At 66.5% G+C, this 17,878-nt stretch carries 13 protein-coding genes and 1 pseudogene; 5 read left to right on the top strand and 9 right to left on the bottom strand.

Going from position 1 to position 17,878, the window contains the following annotated elements:
- Nucleotides 1–457, bottom strand: a 457-nt coding sequence (locus ABZX65_RS29055) for a DUF6215 domain-containing protein (RefSeq protein ID WP_355346317.1), incomplete at its 3' end; no start/stop codon positions are given.
- A 574-nt stretch (nucleotides 458–1,031) separates the two neighbouring features.
- On the opposite strand from ABZX65_RS29055, the gene ABZX65_RS29050 reads away from it, so the two are divergent.
- The gene (locus ABZX65_RS29050; protein WP_355346314.1) at nucleotides 1,032–1,250 is read left to right on the top strand and encodes a hypothetical protein; all 219 of its coding nucleotides are present in this window, start codon (nucleotides 1,032–1,034) and stop codon (nucleotides 1,248–1,250) included.
- A gap of 77 nt (nucleotides 1,251–1,327) precedes the next feature.
- Nucleotides 1,328–1,813 (top strand): annotated as a pseudogene (locus ABZX65_RS29045) (tyrosine-type recombinase/integrase); the annotation flags it as partial.
- A 155-nt stretch (nucleotides 1,814–1,968) separates the two neighbouring features.
- On the opposite strand, the gene ABZX65_RS29040 reads toward ABZX65_RS29045, so the two are convergent.
- Together ABZX65_RS29040 and ABZX65_RS29035 are read right to left on the bottom strand one after the other, a co-directional pair.
- Complete coding sequence (locus ABZX65_RS29040; protein ID WP_355346311.1) at nucleotides 1,969–2,451, bottom strand: hypothetical protein; 483 nt, start codon at nucleotides 2,449–2,451, stop codon at nucleotides 1,969–1,971.
- A 16-nt stretch (nucleotides 2,452–2,467) separates the two neighbouring features.
- Complete coding sequence (locus ABZX65_RS29035; RefSeq protein ID WP_355346308.1) at nucleotides 2,468–9,379, bottom strand: polymorphic toxin-type HINT domain-containing protein; 6,912 nt, start codon at nucleotides 9,377–9,379, stop codon at nucleotides 2,468–2,470.
- A gap of 320 nt (nucleotides 9,380–9,699) precedes the next feature.
- On the opposite strand from ABZX65_RS29035, the gene ABZX65_RS29030 reads away from it, so the two are divergent.
- A complete protein-coding gene (locus tag ABZX65_RS29030; RefSeq protein ID WP_355346305.1) occupies nucleotides 9,700–13,557 on the top strand; it encodes an FG-GAP-like repeat-containing protein in 3,858 nt (1,285 codons plus the stop codon).
- 442 nt (nucleotides 13,558–13,999) lie between these two features.
- On the opposite strand, the gene ABZX65_RS29025 is transcribed toward ABZX65_RS29030, so the two are convergent.
- The 3 genes from ABZX65_RS29025 to ABZX65_RS29015 form a co-directional block, all read right to left on the bottom strand.
- On the bottom strand, nucleotides 14,000–14,131 hold the full coding sequence (locus ABZX65_RS29025) for a hypothetical protein (RefSeq protein WP_355346302.1): 132 nt from the start codon (nucleotides 14,129–14,131) through the stop codon (nucleotides 14,000–14,002).
- A gap of 45 nt (nucleotides 14,132–14,176) precedes the next feature.
- Nucleotides 14,177–14,329, bottom strand: a complete 153-nt coding sequence (locus ABZX65_RS29020) for a hypothetical protein (RefSeq protein ID WP_355346299.1) — start codon at nucleotides 14,327–14,329, stop codon at nucleotides 14,177–14,179.
- A 99-nt stretch (nucleotides 14,330–14,428) separates the two neighbouring features.
- A complete protein-coding gene (locus ABZX65_RS29015) occupies nucleotides 14,429–14,575 on the bottom strand; it encodes a hypothetical protein (protein WP_355346296.1) in 147 nt (48 codons plus the stop codon).
- Nucleotides 14,576–14,701: 126 nt separating this feature from the next.
- Between ABZX65_RS29015 and ABZX65_RS29010 the strand changes: the two genes are divergently transcribed.
- Nucleotides 14,702–14,953 (top strand): hypothetical protein, encoded by a 252-nt coding sequence (locus ABZX65_RS29010; RefSeq protein ID WP_355346293.1) that lies wholly within the window; start codon nucleotides 14,702–14,704, stop codon nucleotides 14,951–14,953.
- 122 nt (nucleotides 14,954–15,075) lie between these two features.
- Here the strand turns inward: ABZX65_RS29010 and ABZX65_RS29005 are convergent, their stop codons facing one another.
- Both ABZX65_RS29005 and ABZX65_RS29000 read right to left on the bottom strand, forming a co-directional pair.
- Complete coding sequence (locus ABZX65_RS29005) at nucleotides 15,076–15,840, bottom strand: MBL fold metallo-hydrolase (RefSeq protein WP_355346291.1); 765 nt, start codon at nucleotides 15,838–15,840, stop codon at nucleotides 15,076–15,078.
- A 216-nt stretch (nucleotides 15,841–16,056) separates the two neighbouring features.
- Entirely contained in the window at nucleotides 16,057–16,329 is a 273-nt protein-coding gene (locus tag ABZX65_RS29000) for a hypothetical protein (RefSeq protein WP_355346288.1), read from the bottom strand.
- A gap of 74 nt (nucleotides 16,330–16,403) precedes the next feature.
- On the opposite strand from ABZX65_RS29000, the gene ABZX65_RS28995 reads away from it, so the two are divergent.
- The gene (locus ABZX65_RS28995; RefSeq protein ID WP_355346285.1) at nucleotides 16,404–16,538 is read left to right on the top strand and encodes a hypothetical protein; all 135 of its coding nucleotides are present in this window, start codon (nucleotides 16,404–16,406) and stop codon (nucleotides 16,536–16,538) included.
- Here ABZX65_RS28995 and ABZX65_RS28990 read toward each other — a convergent pair.
- Entirely contained in the window at nucleotides 16,522–17,712 is a 1,191-nt protein-coding gene (locus tag ABZX65_RS28990; protein ID WP_355346340.1) for a spore photoproduct lyase family protein, read from the bottom strand. The genes ABZX65_RS28995 and ABZX65_RS28990 overlap by 17 nt on opposite strands.
- Nucleotides 17,713–17,878: the final 166 nt, after the last annotated feature.

The following is a 17,878-nucleotide window of genomic DNA, read 5'->3' as shown; positions in this document are numbered from 1 at the left end:
TCGGGGTGGGGGGTGGGGGGGGGTTCTTTTTGCTGGGGGGGGGGGGTTTCCCCCCCCCCCCACCGCCCCAGCCCCAGCGCGGGGCGGGGCCCGCCCGGGCCCCACGGCCACCGCAAGTCACCTCGTAGGAGCCGCCGCTGTCCTTCGCGTCCATGGCCACGGAGAGCACGCGGGCCGGGACACCGGGACCGCCCTCGCTGTCGCTGAGCCTGACGCTGCCGCCGTCACCGCTCGCGCTCTTCGCGACCTCCCCTGGCGTCCCCAGCAGTTCAGCGAGGTCCTGACGGTTCAGCCCCCCGCACAACCGCGCCCCGGAAACGTACCCCGCCTCCTCCTCGGCCACCCCGCCCGCACACGTCGCCGCCGCCCCCTTGCCCGCCGCGCCACTTCCCTCTGCCGTCTCCCCCACCCGCGGTGATCCTCCGACCCGTGCCGGGTGCACGTAACCCGTGATCATCACCCGCACAAGGAGAACGCCCCAGGCTCGCACCATTCCGTCGCCGACTGCCTCCTGGATTCCGGCTGATCGGCATCGACGAGGGCGGAACAACGACCTCAGTCCGGCAGCGGCGTGGCGCGGTCATCGTTGGACATTACGGCCTGAAACTCAGGTAATTCGACTTCATTACCCATCCCAAGGTCGTCGGCGAAGCTCGCTGAGAAGAACGTTACGTACCTGGTGTGCATGTCTGGGTCCATCAGAATCGGCTCCACCGAAACGCGAGCTACTAGCGACGGCTTCCACGGCAAGAAGGCGGCTTCGTGGGGTGCGTCCCGCGCGAAAGAACTTCCCCTTCGCGTGAGCAGATCGATGCATTATCCATTCGTCACCTCGATATCCAGGTCGGGAATCCCTCGCCCGTTCACGGCCAGTTCGTAGCTCCCAGCGTTCGCGAATTTTGATCGTGAACCGTATTAGGAGTCTCGAAAATCGGCGAGCAAGGTGGCCACGTCGTCGAGCACCCAACCTGCGGAAACAATCGGATTCAGGGGGTGCCACTTCTCCACCAACCTCCCGTTCCTACTCCGCCATGCTCGGCGCGCTGCGCGACGTCCGCCGCAGTTGGCGCACTGAACAGGCCCGCGCCCACGGCGGCCTCCGCGAGCACGGCCCGGACACCACGCTCGTCGTCCGCCACTGGGACTATCTCGGCTCGGCCTACAGCCCCGGCGCGAGCCTCCGCGCTACTTCCGTACGGCACTGCATGGAACTGCAACGGCAGTTCACCGCTGAAGAGGGCTGCTCATGATCTCGCCTCCGCTCACGGGCCTCCACCCGGAAGCGCTCCCGGTGCTGGATCTCACAGGGCAGCGTGGCTGCGCACCTGAGCAGGAAGAGCGCCACGCGGCCGGAACGGGCTGGACGGACAACGGGCTCGTCTTCACCATCCCGAACGGCAAGCCGCTCGACCCCGGCAACCTCACCCGCCGCTTCCGCCTCCTCCTCCACAGGGCCGAGCTCCGGACGATCCGCTTGCACGACCTCCGCCACTCGACCGCCACGCTGCTCCTGGAACAGGGAGTCGACCTCGTCGTCATCAAGGAACTCCTCGGCCACGCCCACATCGGCGTCACCGCCGGCGTCTACGCCCACGTACGACTCCGGCTCCAAGACCTCCTCGGCAACACCCTCCGCAGCCCCGACCAGCCCACCACCCAGCCCGACGACGGCGACGAACCACTACTTCGGCGGCACCCGGCCGCTGACGTTGTTGTCAACTACTGCCGTCACGGCACCCAGAAGCCCTGCCAGTCAAGGCTGCCGCGGCATCGCCGACCTCGTGGGGCTGGCCCTTCCCAATGCTGTCGATGATCCATGTCCCAGAAACCTCGTCCGTGATTGAAAACAACACCACCGCAAATCCGAAGAGGGGTCGTCAGCGAGCTGACGACCCCTCGCGATAGATCGAGGTTAGTGAGTTTTCTCAGCGAGCGATCTCGCGCTTGCCCACCTGAAGGGCATACGACTTAGTCCGTGTGCACGTCGGTGGACCTCCAGTCCGTATCCAGGATACTCCCTGGATAACTGTCCGGTTTCCAGCCGTCCGCCGCACATAGATCCAGGAGGGCGTCGGTCACGCTCTCGGGCTTGGTTCCTGTCCGCTCCTCCGTATATTCCAGGAGCCTGTCCGGGTTGTCAACGAAGAGCGCGTGCTGGTCGACGACGGAAACCCAGAGCCGTCCATGGGCGTGACTACTGGCCTCTTTGCCTGCTGCCTCTTCCGGTACCCCACTGCCGTCGGGGCTCGGTTGCTGAATCCCGAGTAGCGGATTCGACCACCCCGAACTCTCAAAGAGCACGTCACCGTATACTTGCACCAGACTTCGGATCTTTTCGATCAGCGGGACAATTATCGGTGCATTCTCCGGCTCACTCGTACACAAATCCGCGTGCTCGGTGATCGCGGCACACAAATCACGTGCGGCGTCTCTCGTCGAAGCTGGGCTCATGATCCCGTCAATTCTTCTACCGATGCCACTGGTAATGCCACGTCTCTAGGACTTCGCCACGATTGTTGTATACGTCCACATGCACGTGACAAGCGGTTGGGCTGCACTCCTTCCGAAACCTTGAGGAGCTGTTCTCGTTCACCTTCTCTCGAGCCTTTGCCACCGCCGCGTCCCGATCCTTGTAAATTCCCCCATCCAGATTTCGCTTGCTTGCCGCTTTTGGAGCCTTAGTACCACCGTTTCCATAGGGAACGCCGCATTTGTCTCCGGTGTTGTGAACGAGTACCGGCGTCATCCCAGCAAGCACATAGTACGTGTGCAGGCGGTGGACGGTGAGGTTGTAGGTGGTCTCGCTGTGCTGGTAGTTGCGGACTGCTGCGACGGTGATCAGAGTGCCGTTGGGCTGGCGGAGTTTGTCGCCGGGGTGCAGGTCGGCGGCATTCTTCCACTCGTGGTCGGTGGCGTCCCAGTAGGGGTGGTGCTGGGTTGAGGTGATGGTGCGGGAGCCGTCGCCGACGTTGACCGTGACGTCGGTGAAGTCCTTGTCCGTCTTGGTGACGATGACGTCGGTGACGGTCTCCGCGTGGGTGGTTCCCGTGATCGGATCCGTTGCCAAGACCCGGTCACCGGACTTGACCGACGCTATCGGGACGATCTCACCGTTTGATTTGAGGACCTTGGTGTCCGCGGTGAAGCTGTTTCTCCCGCAGGCGCTCGCCTTGCTCTCACCGAATTCGGGAGCCCCCATGAACTCCAGAATCAGCGGGAGATTGGTTTCTTGCTCAACCGTCCAGTCCCACTGCTGAGCGTCGTGCTGACAATCGGAAAGGTGGTCGATGCAGTAGGTGGCGGCAATTTCCTTTGCGCCCGCGACATCCTTCGGGTGGCGCAGCAGGTAGTTGTACGCCATGGTGCAGCCGGTGCGGCCGTAACAGACGTTGTGACCCTTGTACTGCGGGTGCCAGTAGCCGCCGGCTCCAGTGGTTCCGGTCTTGTTCTTGCCCCCGCCGTAAAGCTGCGACCCCACCGCGCCGGGATCATTCGAGCTTGGCGAGTCGGCGGAAACCGTGTCGCTGTAGTTGCCGTCTCCGCCACCTTCGCTGCCGTCGGGGTTCCGGTTGGCGCCGTGGGGGCCGCTGGGGCCATGGGGCTGATCGTCGACGCTGCAGAAGGGCGGGCAGTCGGAAGCGGGGTGGTGGACGCGATTACCGCCTCCGCCGGTGTCACCCGACTGGAGACCGCTGGGGTCACTGGAGGTGACCGGGCTGTCGCCCGCGTAGGCGTAGCCCCCGATCTGGTTGGGGTCGGTGGCTTCGAAGAGCGGGTCGGCCGAGGTGAAGCGCCCGAGAGTGGGGTCGTAGTCGCGTACCCCGAGGCGCGTGAGGCCGGTCGTCGGATCCTGGGTACCGCCCACGAACCCCTTGTCGCCGGGCCAGCCGGTCGGCTGCGTGCCGCGGGGATTGCCGTACGGATCGAGGAGCCGGAACGTGGGCGTCTCGTCGGTCGAGGTCAGGCTGGTGGTGCCGGTCGCCTGGTCGTTCGACGCGATGTAACTGTAGGCGTTGCCGGGGCCGGTGCGGGTGCAAGTGGTGCCCCCGGGGAGGGCTACGTAGCGCGTGGCGGTGGTCGCACCCGAGCCGGTGACAGACGAGTCGTAGACGACTTCCTGGTCGGGGAGGAAGAGCGTGGTCTTGCCGTCCGGGTCTGAACGGAGGAGTTGATTGCCGTCGGCGTCGTACGTATAGGTCGTGGGGTTGTCCTGGCCCGTGGACTTGAGGCTTGCGATCTGCCCCTCGTCGTTCCAGGACAGCGTGTCCGTGCCGGGCGTCGTGGTGCGGATGGTGGTGTTGCCGGCGTCGTCGTAGGTGTAACTGCTGCCCGTGACGGTGCCGTCGGGGGCGGTGGTCTGCGAGCCGGTGAGGGTGTCGGGCTGGGCTGTGGGATTGCCGGGCTTGCCGTAGGAGTACGTGGTGGTGCTGTCGGCGCTGATACCCGAAGTTCCGTGATTGACCTGGGTCTTACGGTTGCCGTCCACGTCGAAGGTCCAGGAGGTCCAGTACGTGGTCGTGGGGTCCGCGCCGCCGACCGTGGGGCTGGCACCGGCGGCGGTGGGGGCACCGGCGCAGTTGTCGGTCGCCGTCCACGCGTCGGTGAGGCGCCCGAGGCCGTTGTAGGCGAAGCACTGAGTGTCCGTCGCGGCGCCGAGACGATTGTCCGTGATCTTGGTGATATCGCCCGCCAAGTCACGTGTGTAGGTCGTGTCCTGGATGTTCTGCGGAGCGGCGGAGCGGCTGATATTGGTGTTGTCCAGCGCCCCGGTGTGCTCGTCGTAGGTGTTGGTGAACACCGCGCTGTTGGCCACGGCAGCGCCGTCGATGACCTGTGACACACGGGAGTAGGCGTCGAACGTCGTGTCGCGGGTGTACGTGGACACACCGCCCACGGAGTCGACCATGTCCATGGAGTTGTAGCCGTAGGAGACCTTCTCCGACGGGAGGTTGCCGACCGCCGGATAGGTCGTGGACAGAGGCAGCCCGAGGTTGGGCGTGTATCCGTGGAAGTAGCTGTAGGAGCCGGCCAGGCCGGCGACGCTGGCCGGGATCGTGGTCGTGGTCTTGGTCGGATTTCCCTGAATGTTGTAGCCGTTGACTGCTTGGATGTAGGCGTTGCCGGACGAGTCGTACTGGGTGGAAGACGTCAACCGGCCGAGGCTGTTCGGAACCGCGGTGTTGTCGTAGCTCCACTCGGCGAGCTTCGGCGACGCGGCGTCGGGCCCGTCGTACCGGGCGGTCTGGCGTCCCAGTTCGTCATAGGTGGTGGAGATCGTCTTGCCGCGGGCGTCCGTGGTGGACGTCATGCGTCCGTCGGCGTCGTAACGCATCGTCGTCGTGCCGGTGTCCGGATCGGTCTGCGAGATCCTCTCGCCCAGCAGGTTGTAGGCGTACGTGCGCAGGTTCGTGCCGGGGTCGGTGATGGCCGAGTTCTGGCCGTGGCTTCCCGAGGCGTCGTAGGTGAACTTCGTCGAAGCGGGGCTGCCGCCGATGATCTGGTCGCCGGTGACGGTGGGAGTCGACTGATAAGCGTCGGTCTCGGTGGTGCGGCCACGCGCGTCGGTGACGGTGGTCGTCGTGGTGCCGCCGGTCAGCGGGATGGTCGTGACGCGGTCGCCGCCGTAGACCGTCTGTGCCTTCTCCTTGACCGTGCCCTTGTCCTGGGACACGGTCAGCACCGGGCGAGCGAGGCCGTCATACGTGGTCAGCACCTGGTCGGTGACCTGTGGGTCAGTGGTCCCGACCAGGGCGGTGCCAGGGGCGCTGGAGCCGTCCCAGTAGGCGTTGTTGGTCTTCCAGTTCAGCCCGCGGCTGTCGTAGAAGGTATCGGTCAGCAGCCGTCCACCCTGCGGGGTCTGGCTCTGGGTCTGACGCGGGCGCAGAAGGCCGTCGTAGATCTCGACGGATGTGGTGTAGTCGCCGCCCTCGTTCAACTGCCTCATGGTGACGGCCGAGGGGACGGTGCTCGATGTCAGATAGCTATAGGTGTAGTTGGCGGTTTGCGTTGCTTTGGATCGGCCAGGAAGCCAGACCCCTGTCGTACGGCCAAGCGCGTCGTAGGCGGTTTCGGTCGTCGCGCCGTTCGGGTCGACTTCCTTGGTGAGAAGGCCCCGTGCGGGGTCGAGAGTGCTCGTCGTTGCCCGGGTTTTGGCATTGGTGACGGTAAAGCCTGTCGTCTGACCGTTGGCGGTGACGTAGTCGGTCTTCGTCAGGTTGCCCAGCGCGTCCCATCCGCTGCTCACGCGGCCGTAGGAGTCGTAGGCGGCAACGGACTTCAACTGATAGGTGAATGCTCCGCCGGACCAATTCTGTGCCTGCGCGACGATTGTCGGCTCACCCAGAGTCGGTGTGGTCTGTGACGCCGGAAGGGAAGGCGGCCAGGAAGTCGGTGCGGCCGTGTCGTAGTAGGTGCGGATGTCGGAGATGACATCGTTGGGGCGGTTGACTCCGGTGGGTGCGCCGAAGCCGCTGGAGGTGGAGGAGTCACCGGTGGCGCAGTTGCCCTGGACCGTCTCCACCTCGCTGACCAGACCGATCAGATTGAGATCCGCGTTGACCGGCGCGTACGAGGTGGTGGCACAGGTCTCCTGAGCCGGCTTCGCGATGTCGCCCTGGTCGTCGGTGTAGTGCAGCAGACCGGTGACCTTGTCGTAGGCGTATGACACGCGGCCGATGCGCCAGGATGTCTGTGGAGCGGATGTCACCGCGGTGGCGTTGGTGATCGCAGCGTTGCGGACCATCTTGGCTTCCAGCGCCGGCAGTCCGGTGCGGGAACGGGTCGCCTTCGAATCGCTGACCCAGTAGTCGTTGACGACGGCGGTCGCCGCCGGGCCGCTCGTGCCCTTGTAGACAACGGTCTCGCGGACGCTGCCGGCGAGTTCCGCGCTGTCGGTGACGGACGTTGCCTCGCCGGACACGCTGACGTCGCTCGACAAGGTGACGTTTGCGGAGCGAGTGGAGCCGCCCGGCAGAATGTCGCCGTTCATCCCCTGGTAGTACCGGGTCTCCGAGACCGTCTGTCCCTCGGTGGCGTCGCCGACGAGCGTCCTGACGGCGCTGTATCCCCGCCATTGCCCGTACGTTCGGTACTTGGCCTTGACCACCTCGTTGTCGTCGTAGTGCCAGGCCGCCTTGCCGACGCTGTAGTCGTAGGAGGTGACAGTGCTCTCCTGCGACGCCTTTGTGCTGTCGTTCTGCGTGACTGACGACACGACGTACTTGTTGAACCAGTCGAGGAACGGCGTGGGAAGGCCGTCCGGAGTCCAGTACATCGGGAAGCATGCCGTGGTGTTCGTCGAGGGAACGGTCGCCGTGCTGCATCCGCTCGGCGCCTTGTAGTTGACGCTGACCGATTCGCCGGACTCCGTAGTGATTCCGGCGATGCGCATCTTGTAGAGATTCGCGTAACCATCACGGATGTTGAAGCGGTTGGCCAGCCTGATGTAGGAGAACTTCACCGGCGGAAGGGGCAGCGCTCCCGTGTTGCCGGTGCGCGTGATCGAGTCGAGCCACAGAGCCGGCTTCTGGTTGCCGTCATTGGGGTTCGGGAAGCTCTGCGACAGGGTGTACTCGTCGACGTCCTTGTACTTCTTGGCCGTCGAGTCGTAGATCTGGGTGGCGATCGACTTCAGACGGAAGGTCGAGAAGAACGACGGGGAGTGGATGGCGCAGGAAGCGCCGTTGTCGCAGTTGAGATCCCACGGAACGTCAGGCCAGTTGGCGGTGTTGGAGCCGATCGGGTCACAGGTACCGGAGACACAGCGGTCTCCGACCGTGAACTGGACCCGCTGTGGCGCGGTGGTGTTGCCGTTCCCGAGCCCGTAATCGATGTGGTCCAGCCAGCCCTCGCGGGTGTACTTCACGCCCGTCGTGGCGCCGTTTGCCCCGTAGTTGTTGGTGTGCTGGTTGTAGTAGTAGACCATCGTGTCGCCGTGCTCATCGACGACCTCGTCGAGATTCCATTGCCATGCCTGCTGGCACCAGGAAGTGGCGAAGGTCGACTTGTTGCAGGGGTCGCCTGTGTGGGCGCCGTACACCGGCACGGCCCAGGCGGAATGTGTGGTTCCGTAGCTGGGAATGGAATTGCGGCCGTAGTAGTACGTCTTGCCGTCGTCGGTGATCTTCCAGTAGTCGCCGTCGTAGGTGTCGTTCTGCGTGGTCGTGCCCGACACCTTGAGCTCGACCTTCGCCGCGGGGTCGGCGGAGAGGGCGTAGTGCGTGGGCGTCGAGGCGTCGTAGACGATGTCCTCGGACTGGCCGTTGAAGACGATGTGCAGGATCTCCCCGTCCCAGCAGTTGTCCGCGGTCTTGGGAGCGGTGCCTGCGGGGTCGTCCTTGCACGGAACGTACGACCTGGTGACGGCGCCTGGGGAGTAGTCCCAGCCTTCACCGATCCAACTCGGCTGGTTGTCGGTGGACGGAAGCCGCCCGTCGACGGATTGTGAGGAGTAGCTCAGGTCCACATTGGGCGTCAGATCACCCGGCGTGGGCGGCACGGCGATGGGATAGGAGTACGTGAAGTCTCCGCTGTCGCCGCCCGCCGACCACGAACCCGAGGGTGAGAGGGGCGTGGCCGAGAAGTCGCCCCCGCCGCTCGAATTGCCGGCCGTCGCGCCGAGCAGGATGGTGTTCCCACCAGGCGTTGCCGGCGTGGCCAGATTGTGTGCCTGGTCCGCGGGAAGGTCCGCGTTGGTGGAGGCAACGCGGACGGTGCCGGTGATCTGCGAGCCGGTTACGTCGTTGCTGCCGCCCGCAACCGGAGTCTGCGCTTGACACTCCGGCTTGGCGGGAGTGGTCAGGGCGCACGGTGGCAGTTGTACGAGACGGAGCCGGGAGGACCAGTCGCCGCCGTACGCGTCCTTGAAGCCCGAGTAGTCCACCGCCACTGACAGCGGCTCGTCGGCCGATCCTGCGGGGACGCTCGCGGTGAACAGCAAGCCGTTGACCCCGGCTTCGGTGGCCGCGTCGTGGTCGCGAAGCTGGACGGTGACGTGCGTCGGAGCAGAGGGAGCCGCCGAGCTCGCCGACTTTGCCGCCTTCGAGGATTTTCCGGACTTCACCAGCACGGGAAGCTTGCCCACCCGTGTCCAGCCGGCGGTGCCGTTGGCCATGGCGACGTCCGGCTTCTTCGCTTGCGCCGACTTGACCTGGGGACTGGGCGCCCCGATGTCTGCCGTGCCTGAAGCTGCGGTCGGCCAGCGTACGGTTTGGGGACGCCACGACGAGGCGGCTGACGGCGCCGTCGTTCCGTGCGGAAGAGCGTGCACCGTCACGGATTTGGTCAACGGCGCATTCGGAAGTGGCGGTTGAGCGGCCGACGCGACCGCCGGAACTCCGAGGAGCGACACCACCAGGCCCAGAACCGTGGCCTGCGCCACTCTCGCCGACCGCCTCCCCGCATTACGCCGTTTTCCGGCCCAGCGGCTGGACCTGTCCCCCCATGGCGCAGACATAAAACCCCTCCCCAGAGATCGTCAAGCCTGCGAACCGTATGAGTCATCCCAGCTCACGGGGAGGCCCGGGGAAGATTCTTGAACAGTGCATGACTATTTCTTGAACATTTCTGAGTGAAGATTCAACGCTGACGGGCGAATGTGCCCACGCGTCTGTTGCGATCACAGCCGACCGGGGGGTCGGTGGCAGAGGCACGACAGATCACCAGGCGGCCGTAGGTGCCACCAGGAACAAGGGGGGGCTCATGCCCATCAGTACGCGCCGCCGTGCGCCAAATCACCGCCGCGGCAAACCTGTTCGCATGTCACGAGCGGCACTCGGCGCGGCGATGCTGGCGGCGGGGCTCGTTCCCCTGACCGTTCCGGTGCTCGCCCAAGCGGACACCGCGCCCTCGGCCAGCCGCCCGACCTCGGGCAACGCGGCGGCCGTTGCGGTCGCGCAAGCCAAGAGCACAGGGGCACCCGTCGACATTCCGTCGCTGACCACAGCGACCGAGTCGGTAACCGCCAATCCGACCGGCACGCTCACCGTGACCGAATCCGTCTATCCCACCCGTGTCCTGCGCGCGGGCTCCTGGACGCCGGTCGACACCACCTTGCACACGGCTCCGGACGGCAGCCTCCACCCCGGCGCTGTTCCTTCAGGAATCTCGCTGTCCGGCGGTGGCACCGCGCCTCTGGCCGCGATGACTTCCGTGGGCCGTCGACTGGACCTCTCCTGGCCCGGCTCCCTGCCCACGCCGACTGTTTCCGGTTCCACGGCCACGTACCCCGACGTGCTGCCCGGCGTCGACCTACAGGCCACGGTCAGCCCCTTGGGCGGCCTCGCCGAAGTCCTCGTCGTCAAGAACGCCGCCGCTGCCGCGAACCCCGCGCTCTCCACCCTTGTCCTGGACACCAGCGCTCCTGGCCTGACCCTCAGCGGCGAGGCCAACGGCGGCGTCCTGGTGTCCGACCGTGACGGCGCCCCGGTCTTCAGCTCTCCCACGGCGAGCATGTGGGACTCCAGCACCCAGTCGACAGTAAGCGGTGAGGCAGGAGCCGCGAGGTCGGCACGAACAACTCCTCTTGCTGACGGTCCGACCGCGGACGGGACAGCCCGGTCGTCCGCCACGGAACCCGGTGTCGGGGCCAAGACGGGCACCGTCACAACCCACGTCGAGGACGGGCATCTCACCCTCACGCCCGACAGTGAGGTCCTGCGCGGGGCGGACACCCACTACCCGGTCTACATCGACCCGGACTTCAACCCGATGCCGGGCAACGATCCCAAGACCGCGTACGACGAGATCCAGCAGGGCTGCCCGAGCAAGAACGCCCTCAACTCCTCCACCGCTCCGTACAACACCCCCGGCGTGGGACTCAACGACTTCAGCGGCTGTATCGGTGTTGAACGTGCCCTCTACCAATTCAAAACCGACACGCATCTGCTGAACACCTCCGCACGGGTGATCAGCGCCACGTTCAAAGCGCAGGAGGTCTACTCCGCGTCCTGTTCGGTGACGTCCAACGTCAACGCCTTCTATTTCAAGGGGGCTCTGAGCAGCTCCACCACATGGGACAAAAGGCCACTGGACATCACCCTTCAGGACACTCAGTCCTACGGGAGCGCGTGCAGTTCCGCTCCGTCAAAGGGCTTTAACGTCAAGGACGCCTTCACCCGGGCGCACGACGGCAAACTCCCGTCCGTCGGACTGATGCTGAGCGCGACATCTGCCGACGAGGGAAGCGGCCTGAACTTCCGACGCTTCGCCAACAACCCCACCGTCACCGTCGAATACAACACCGTCCCGACGGTGACGTCGGCCACCACCAGCCCTTCCGCGAGCACTATCGGGCACACGACAGTCTTTCTCAACGCCAGTGTCTACGACGCGGACGCCGGAGCCCCGCTTCAGGCGAAGTTCACGCTCACCGGCAAGGACAGCAGCGGCAAGACGGTCTACCCGGTAGCCGGATCACCGGCACAGCCGGTAGAACTCAACACCACTGTCACCCAACAGGGGACGATCAGTTGGCGTGCGGGTTACCTGCCCACCGGCACGTACACATGGACCGCCCAGGCCGACGACGGTGACACGGCCCACCCGGCATCCGTCGTCACCAGGACTTTCAAGGTGGATGCCACGGCGCCAGGCGCGCCAAGCATCACATCTCCGGATATCTATCCGAATCCGGGCGATGGCACGTCGCCCCTCACCCCACCGGCACGTACACAGCTCGAGTTCGACATCACTCCGCCGACCGGCGCTACGGATATCGCCTACTACGCCTACAACTGGGGAACTGCGCCGCCGACGGTCAACCCGCCGCTCACCGTCAAGCCAGACGCGGGTAAACAGAGTGCGACGCTGCATGCTGTTCCGATGGGATTCGTCCGCGATCAGTTGTTCGTCTACGCGGTGGACAAGGCGGGAAACGAGTCGCCTGCGAACGACTTCCACTTCAATACCGCTCCACCGACGACTCCTGATGCCACGGGAGACCTGACCGCCGACGGCAAGCCCGATCTCGTCGCACCGGGAGCCGACGGCAACCTCCGGGTGTATCCAGGGACTGGTAACGGTGGTTTGGCGACTCCGGTGAACCTGTGGTCCACGGCTCCGGACGCTCCGGTAGCGGACTTCACAGGCGCGAAGACCGCAGTCGGCGCGTTCCGCGGAATGACGGAGCAGGACATCCTCGTCCTCAGCGCCAATGGCCAGGCGAGCATCTACGAGGGAAACGGAGACGGTGAGCCGGTGCCGTGCTCCACGAGTCCGGATGGATGCGCGGACCTCAAGCAATCCGCGATCCTTTCACCGGGCCAGGATCCAGGCACCGGCGCTGACATCCCGGCCATCCAGTGGTCACATGTAACTCAGATCGCTGCGGACAACTCTCAGTATGCAGCGCAGAGCATGCCCGGCCTGTGGCTCGTCACCGATGACGGCGGGCTCTACTGGGCCGCTGGCACGGCCACGTACGGAACCTTCGACACGCCGCGGCTCATCAACAGTGGCTTCCTGAACACAGAAATTGCCTATGCGGGTGTCGTGAACGGACAGGCAGGCCTGTGGGCAAGGAACACCTCCTCCGGCTCACTCACCCTCTACACCGGTGCATCCGACTCACCTGCCGGTGCCGATCCGAACGCCAAAGTGGTCGCCGCTTCAACTGGTTGGGGCGTCAGCAGTATCAGCAGCATCGTGTCAGCAGGCGCAGCCAATGCGGGCGCTGCATCCCCCAACCTGTGGGCGATCGATGCTCAAGCTGTCCACAACATTTCCTACTTCCCGGCAGGTAGCACGCCCGGAAAGCTGGGGACGCGTGTGCACGTTCAGACCATGACGCCGACGGACGACTTCACCGGCGATGGCAAAGCCGACATCATCGCCGGCTGGAATGACGGGACTTTGCACCTGTACACCGGTCAAGGCTCCGGGAAGCTGACCAATGGCAAACAGATCTGGGACTCGGGTTGGAGCACTGTCCGGCTCATGGTCGCCGGAGACTTTACCGGTGACGGCCGGAGCGACGTCATCGCTGCCTGGGACGACGGGTCGCTGCATCGCTACGACGGCACCGGGACGGGCGGCCTTGAGGGCAACGTCAAGCTCTTCCCCGGCAGCAACAACTGGGGAATCGTAAGGGAGATGACGGCAGGAGATTTCAATGGCGACGGCCTTACCGATCTTGTCACGGTCTGGAATGATGGAACCCTTCACCTCTACGTCAACAACGGAGACGGCACGCTCAAGCCGCCTGTAGATTTCTGGGGCGACAACTCCTGGAGCGGGATGCGTCTCCTGTCCGGTGGCGACTTCAATGGTGATGGCAACAGCGACCTTTTGGCCATCCACACGTCCGACGGGGTGTTGCGCCTCTACAAGGGCGACGGGAATGGCCATCTCGCTGCCGCCGTGGAATCCGGGAGCCTGGACTGGTCCAATATTCGGGACATCATTCCCGGAGACTTCAGCGGTGACGGCAAGGCAGACCTGGGTGCCATCGCTGGTGACGGATCTCTCCGTCTCTACCAAGGCAATGGCGCCGGGGGCTTCACCAACGTCGGTGACATGTGGCCGGACACCTCATGGGGAACTGTGCGGATCACCACCTGAGTCCGCAGCACCTGAGTCCGGCGCCCGGGTGTGTCCCGCTCCATAGCAGGGGCGGCGCACCCGGGCACCGGCCCGCTCACCACCTCTCGACAGGCATTGGCATTGAAAGGGACTAAATTGCGCATCCGCCGTTCTCACCGCATCGCGCTCGTCGTCGCGGTTCTGGCCCCGCTGATCGGCCTCGTACCGGTCGCGTCCGCGAGCGCGGAGGGCGCGGACGGGCCTCGGTGACGGTCAGCCACAGCCAGGCCATCGAGATGTACGGCCCCGCCGGGGACATCGACCTGACGGTGGCGGCGCCGCCGAGCACGGACGCTTTCCTGCGGCTCGACCTGTACGCGGGCGCGTCCAACATACGGCTGACCGTCGACGCCGGGAACGTACTGCCGGTCGCGGACCGTCGGCCGTTCCCGGACACCGTCGAGATCGGTGCGGCGGACAGCTACGGCAACGGCGTCAGGGGCACGCCGATGACGGCGGGCACGACGCATCTGCACATCAGCGCCGCGTACCCGGTGTACGGACAGATCATGGTGCAGGCGCAGTTGGTGGACGGTGCGACCGGCAAGGACATCGCGGACTCCTCCACCAACCGCTCGACGAGCGACCTGATCGTGAATCAGCCGTATTTCACGTCCAGTTGGACCGATGGGGGCGTCACCTCGTACAGCGCGAGCCCGCAGATCGCCACCGGGGCGCCGCACGCCGTGACCGAGCGGCTGAACGTCCGGATCGTCTGGTTGAGCCCGGCGTCCGCGCATACGACGAGCACCCAAGTGGTCTTTACGGCAGCCCAGATCGCCGCAGCCGGATACACGCCCGAGCAGCTCGAGAATGCCGTTACGGTCCGGTTCAGCTCCGCCGGACAGAACTACGCGGTCAGGCCCTGGACGCCGGGTGCCGACGGGTCGTTGAGCATCGACCTTCCGCCGGTCGACTGGCGCGCCGGCATCGCCCAGTCGCAGTACCTGAGCTTCAAGGCGGCCTGGGGCCTGCCCGCGAGCAGGCTCGTCGGCACGATCGAGGTCCGCGACCCGCAAAGGTGGCAGTGCGTCGGCGCCACGCAGACCCTGCGCCTCACTGCCGACGTGCGGCCCGCGGAACTCGTCCCCAGCATCTTCGGGCGGGACGCCAAAGGCGATCTGTGGCTCATCCCCGGTGCCAGGGGGCCCGTTCGTCCGCGTACTACGACGCCCGCAGTCTGGTCGGCGGCGGCTGGAACGCCTACACCCACCTCCTCGGCACCGGCGACCTCCGCCTCGACGGCCACGCCGACCTCATCGCCACCGGTCCCACCGGCCTCTGGTACTACGAAGGCACCGGCAACCCCGCCGCCCCCTTCAAGCCCCGCCCCAAGATCAGCGACGGGTGGCAGGCGGACAACACCCTCCTCTGACCCGCCCTTTAACCGCTGCGCGGGGTACGGACGGGGCGATGGCGATGGCGACGTCGGCGGGGAGTTCCGCGCCGACCGCTTGGCCAGGGTGCCGATCCGGTCGGCTCGCCGGGGGTCGGGTCCTACCGGCCTCGGGCCTGTTCCATGTTGGCCCGGTGAGGACGGGAGAGCCAGTCCGCGTGCGGGCCCAGGCGCGCGTCGACCGGGTCGTCTCCTCGCCGGAGCGCGTCGATGTAGGCACGCTCGGCGGCGAAGCGGGCCGCCACCTCGCGGCCTTCGGCAACGGAGCCGTGGCCGGGGACCACGACGTCGGCCTGCCCGGCAGCCTCGGCCAGCCGGTCGAGAGCGCTTTCGTAGGCTCCCACCTGATCGTCCTGGCGAGCGTCGAAGAGCGGGATCAGGACGTCGGAGAGCATGTCGCCGACGAGCAGGACGCCGCGGTCCGCCAGCAGGACCGAGGCGTGGCCGACAGCGTGCGCCTGGTGCTCGATGACCTGGCCCGGCACCGCTCCGCCGTCGGCGGGCAGCGGGGTGACGAGCGCGACGAGGTCGAGGGGTACGCCGGACGCGCTCTCCGCCGCCATCGCCTGCGCCCGCTCCCGGGCCTGACCGGCAACGTCGGCGGCGGCGGTGGTCGCGTAGCGCGGCACATCGCCGAACCGGGAGTGCCACAGCAGATGGTCCCAGTGCGGATGGGTGCAGAACCCGGCCACCACCGGAACGCCGAGCCCGTCCACATCATCGGCGAGCTGGTCCAACTCGGAACCGTCGATGCCGGGATCGATCAGGACCAGCCCGTCCTCGCCGCGCACCACGATCGAATTGGACCAGACCCAGTCGCTCTGCCGCACCCAGACACCGTCGGCCACCTGCTTCAGCTTGCCCATCTCTGCTCCCATCGCTTGCCTGCACCACTGAGACTGCTGCCCGCGGCCGAACTCATCGCTCCCATCGCCGCCCGCCGCGACGGATTCAGCGCGAATGGCCCCAGCTCCTCGACCTGGCGCTCATCAAGGGAGCGGACTGCTCCTCGTCCTGGCCGACCGCCACGCCGGTCATGCGCCGTACGGCGAAGCTCGGGATCGGCGAGGACGGCACGGTCGTCAGCAGGACGGACTTCGTCTGGGGCGGTACGTACGCGACTGGCCGAGCAGATCGTCTCCACCGGCTACGGCTACGGCTACGGCCACGGCTCCGGCTCCGGCTCCGGCTCCGGCTCCGGCTCCGGCTCCGGCACGGTCGCCGTCACGACCTGGGACGCCCTGCCCGGCAGTCATCGACCGGTCGGCCAGACCGAGCGTGTTCAGGGACTCGACGGCGCGGCGCGGCTGCGCGGCGCCGGTGAGCCCTGGCCGCTGGAAATGCGTCGCGCTCACGCACGCCGGGTCACCGGTCACGTATGGCTGCACGTCCCCGACGACGCGGTCACCGAAGAGGCACGCTCGGCCACATGCCGACCGACTACCAGCCGGAGGCCGCCGCCGCGGCCGTCGCCGAATGGAGCGCCCGCGAATGCGGCTTTCCGCCCCCAGCCGTCGAAGCGACCTTCGACCGGGAGGGGGCGGCCTTCAGAACGCGTATCTGACCCGTAGCCAAGGGGCGTGCGTCGCGATCAGCTCCCGGAGCCGGACGACGGCGCCGTGCTTGACGTCGCGCGCGTAGCGGACATTGAGCGCGCCGTTCTCCGAGCGTTTGACCTCCTGGGCGGCCGGCTGCCACAAGAGGTCCTCCGCGCGCGGGTGCCAGCCGAGGTTGACCTCGTGCAACTGCTGGTTGTGGGTCAGCAGGATGACCTCGGCGGCAGCCTGCCGCTTCACCCGGACGGGCAGGACATCGTCGAGGTGGGCGAGCAGATCGGCCCAGTCCCGCTGCCAGCCGGGCCGCAGTACGACCGGTGAGAGGTTGAAGTGGACCTCGTAGCCCGCGTCGAGGAAGTCCGCGGCCGCGGCGACGCGTTCCGCGACCGGGCTGGTGCGGATGTCCAACAGGCGCGAGTCGCGTTCGGGCATCAGCGAGAAACGCACCCGGGTACGGCCCCGCGGGTCCAGCGCCAGGAGGTCGGGGTTGACGAACTTCGTGGCGAATGACGCCTTGGCGGTGGGCAGGGCGCGGAAAGCGGCGATGAAGTCGGCGGTGTTGTCGCAGACCAGGGCATCGACCGAGCAGTCGCCGTTCTCGCCGATGTCGTAGACCCACGAGTGGGCGTCGCACTGGTTCGGCTCCCGCTTGGGGCCCTGCGTCCGCACATGCCGCCTGACGTGGGCGATGATCGCCTCGACGTTGGTGAACAGCGTGATCGGGTTGGAGTATCCCTTGCGGCGCGGTACGTAGCAGTAGGCGCAGGCCATCGCGCACCCGTTGGAGGCGCCGGGGGCGATCCAGTCGGCCGATCTGCCGTTGGGGCGCGTCTCCAGGGTGCGCTTTACGCCCAGGACGAGTGTCTCTGTCTTGACGCGCACCCAGCGGGAGACGTTTCCCTCGTTGCCGTGCAGGGAGGGGATGCGCCAGTGGCCCGCCACCTCGGTGACGGGGACGCCGGGGAGCCGCGCCATGATCTGCCGGCCACGCGGGGAGGCGAGCGCGGCCGGCTCGGCGTACACCTGCCGTACGTCCAGCATTCGTCGGGCCTGCGGGCTGTCCCGGAATCCGCCGTCGTCGGGCGGGGCGGCGGACGGTGTGTCCTCCCACCCGAAGAGGGTCTGCTGCTCGGGAGGGCCGGGAGCGTCGGGAGCGCCGGCCGTATCGGGCCGGTGCGGCAGGTCCGGCCGGTGGTGGGAAGAGTCGGCCGGGGGCTGTGGCACGGCGCTCCTCCTGCCCTCGGCCTGATCCGTATCCGTATCCGTATCCGTATCTGTGTCCGTGTCCGTATCCGTGTCGGCCGTTCGAACGGTACGCGCGGGGGCGGGCCCGCGCCGCATGTGGTCG

The organism is Streptomyces sp. NPDC003300 (assembly GCF_040610915.1).
GTDB lineage: Bacteria > Actinomycetota > Actinomycetes > Streptomycetales > Streptomycetaceae > Actinacidiphila.
The sequence above is the reverse complement of the archived record's forward strand: the minus strand, read 5'-3'. Positions and strand labels throughout refer to the sequence as shown.

Excerpts from the sequence above, each read along its gene's own strand:
- ABZX65_RS29025 (WP_355346302.1), bottom strand. The coding sequence starts at position 14,131 with ATGTCCTTGCCGGTCGCACCGTCCACCAACTGCGCCTGCACCATGATC.
- ABZX65_RS29030 (WP_355346305.1), top strand. The coding sequence starts at position 9,700 with ATGCCCATCAGTACGCGCCGCCGTGCGCCAAATCACCGCCGCGGCAAA.
- ABZX65_RS29005 (WP_355346291.1), bottom strand. The coding sequence starts at position 15,840 with ATGGGCAAGCTGAAGCAGGTGGCCGACGGTGTCTGGGTGCGGCAGAGC.
- ABZX65_RS28995 (WP_355346285.1), top strand. The coding sequence starts at position 16,404 with ATGCCGACCGACTACCAGCCGGAGGCCGCCGCCGCGGCCGTCGCCGAA.
- ABZX65_RS29040 (WP_355346311.1), bottom strand. The coding sequence starts at position 2,451 with ATGAGCCCAGCTTCGACGAGAGACGCCGCACGTGATTTGTGTGCCGCG.
- ABZX65_RS29050 (WP_355346314.1), top strand. The coding sequence starts at position 1,032 with ATGCTCGGCGCGCTGCGCGACGTCCGCCGCAGTTGGCGCACTGAACAG.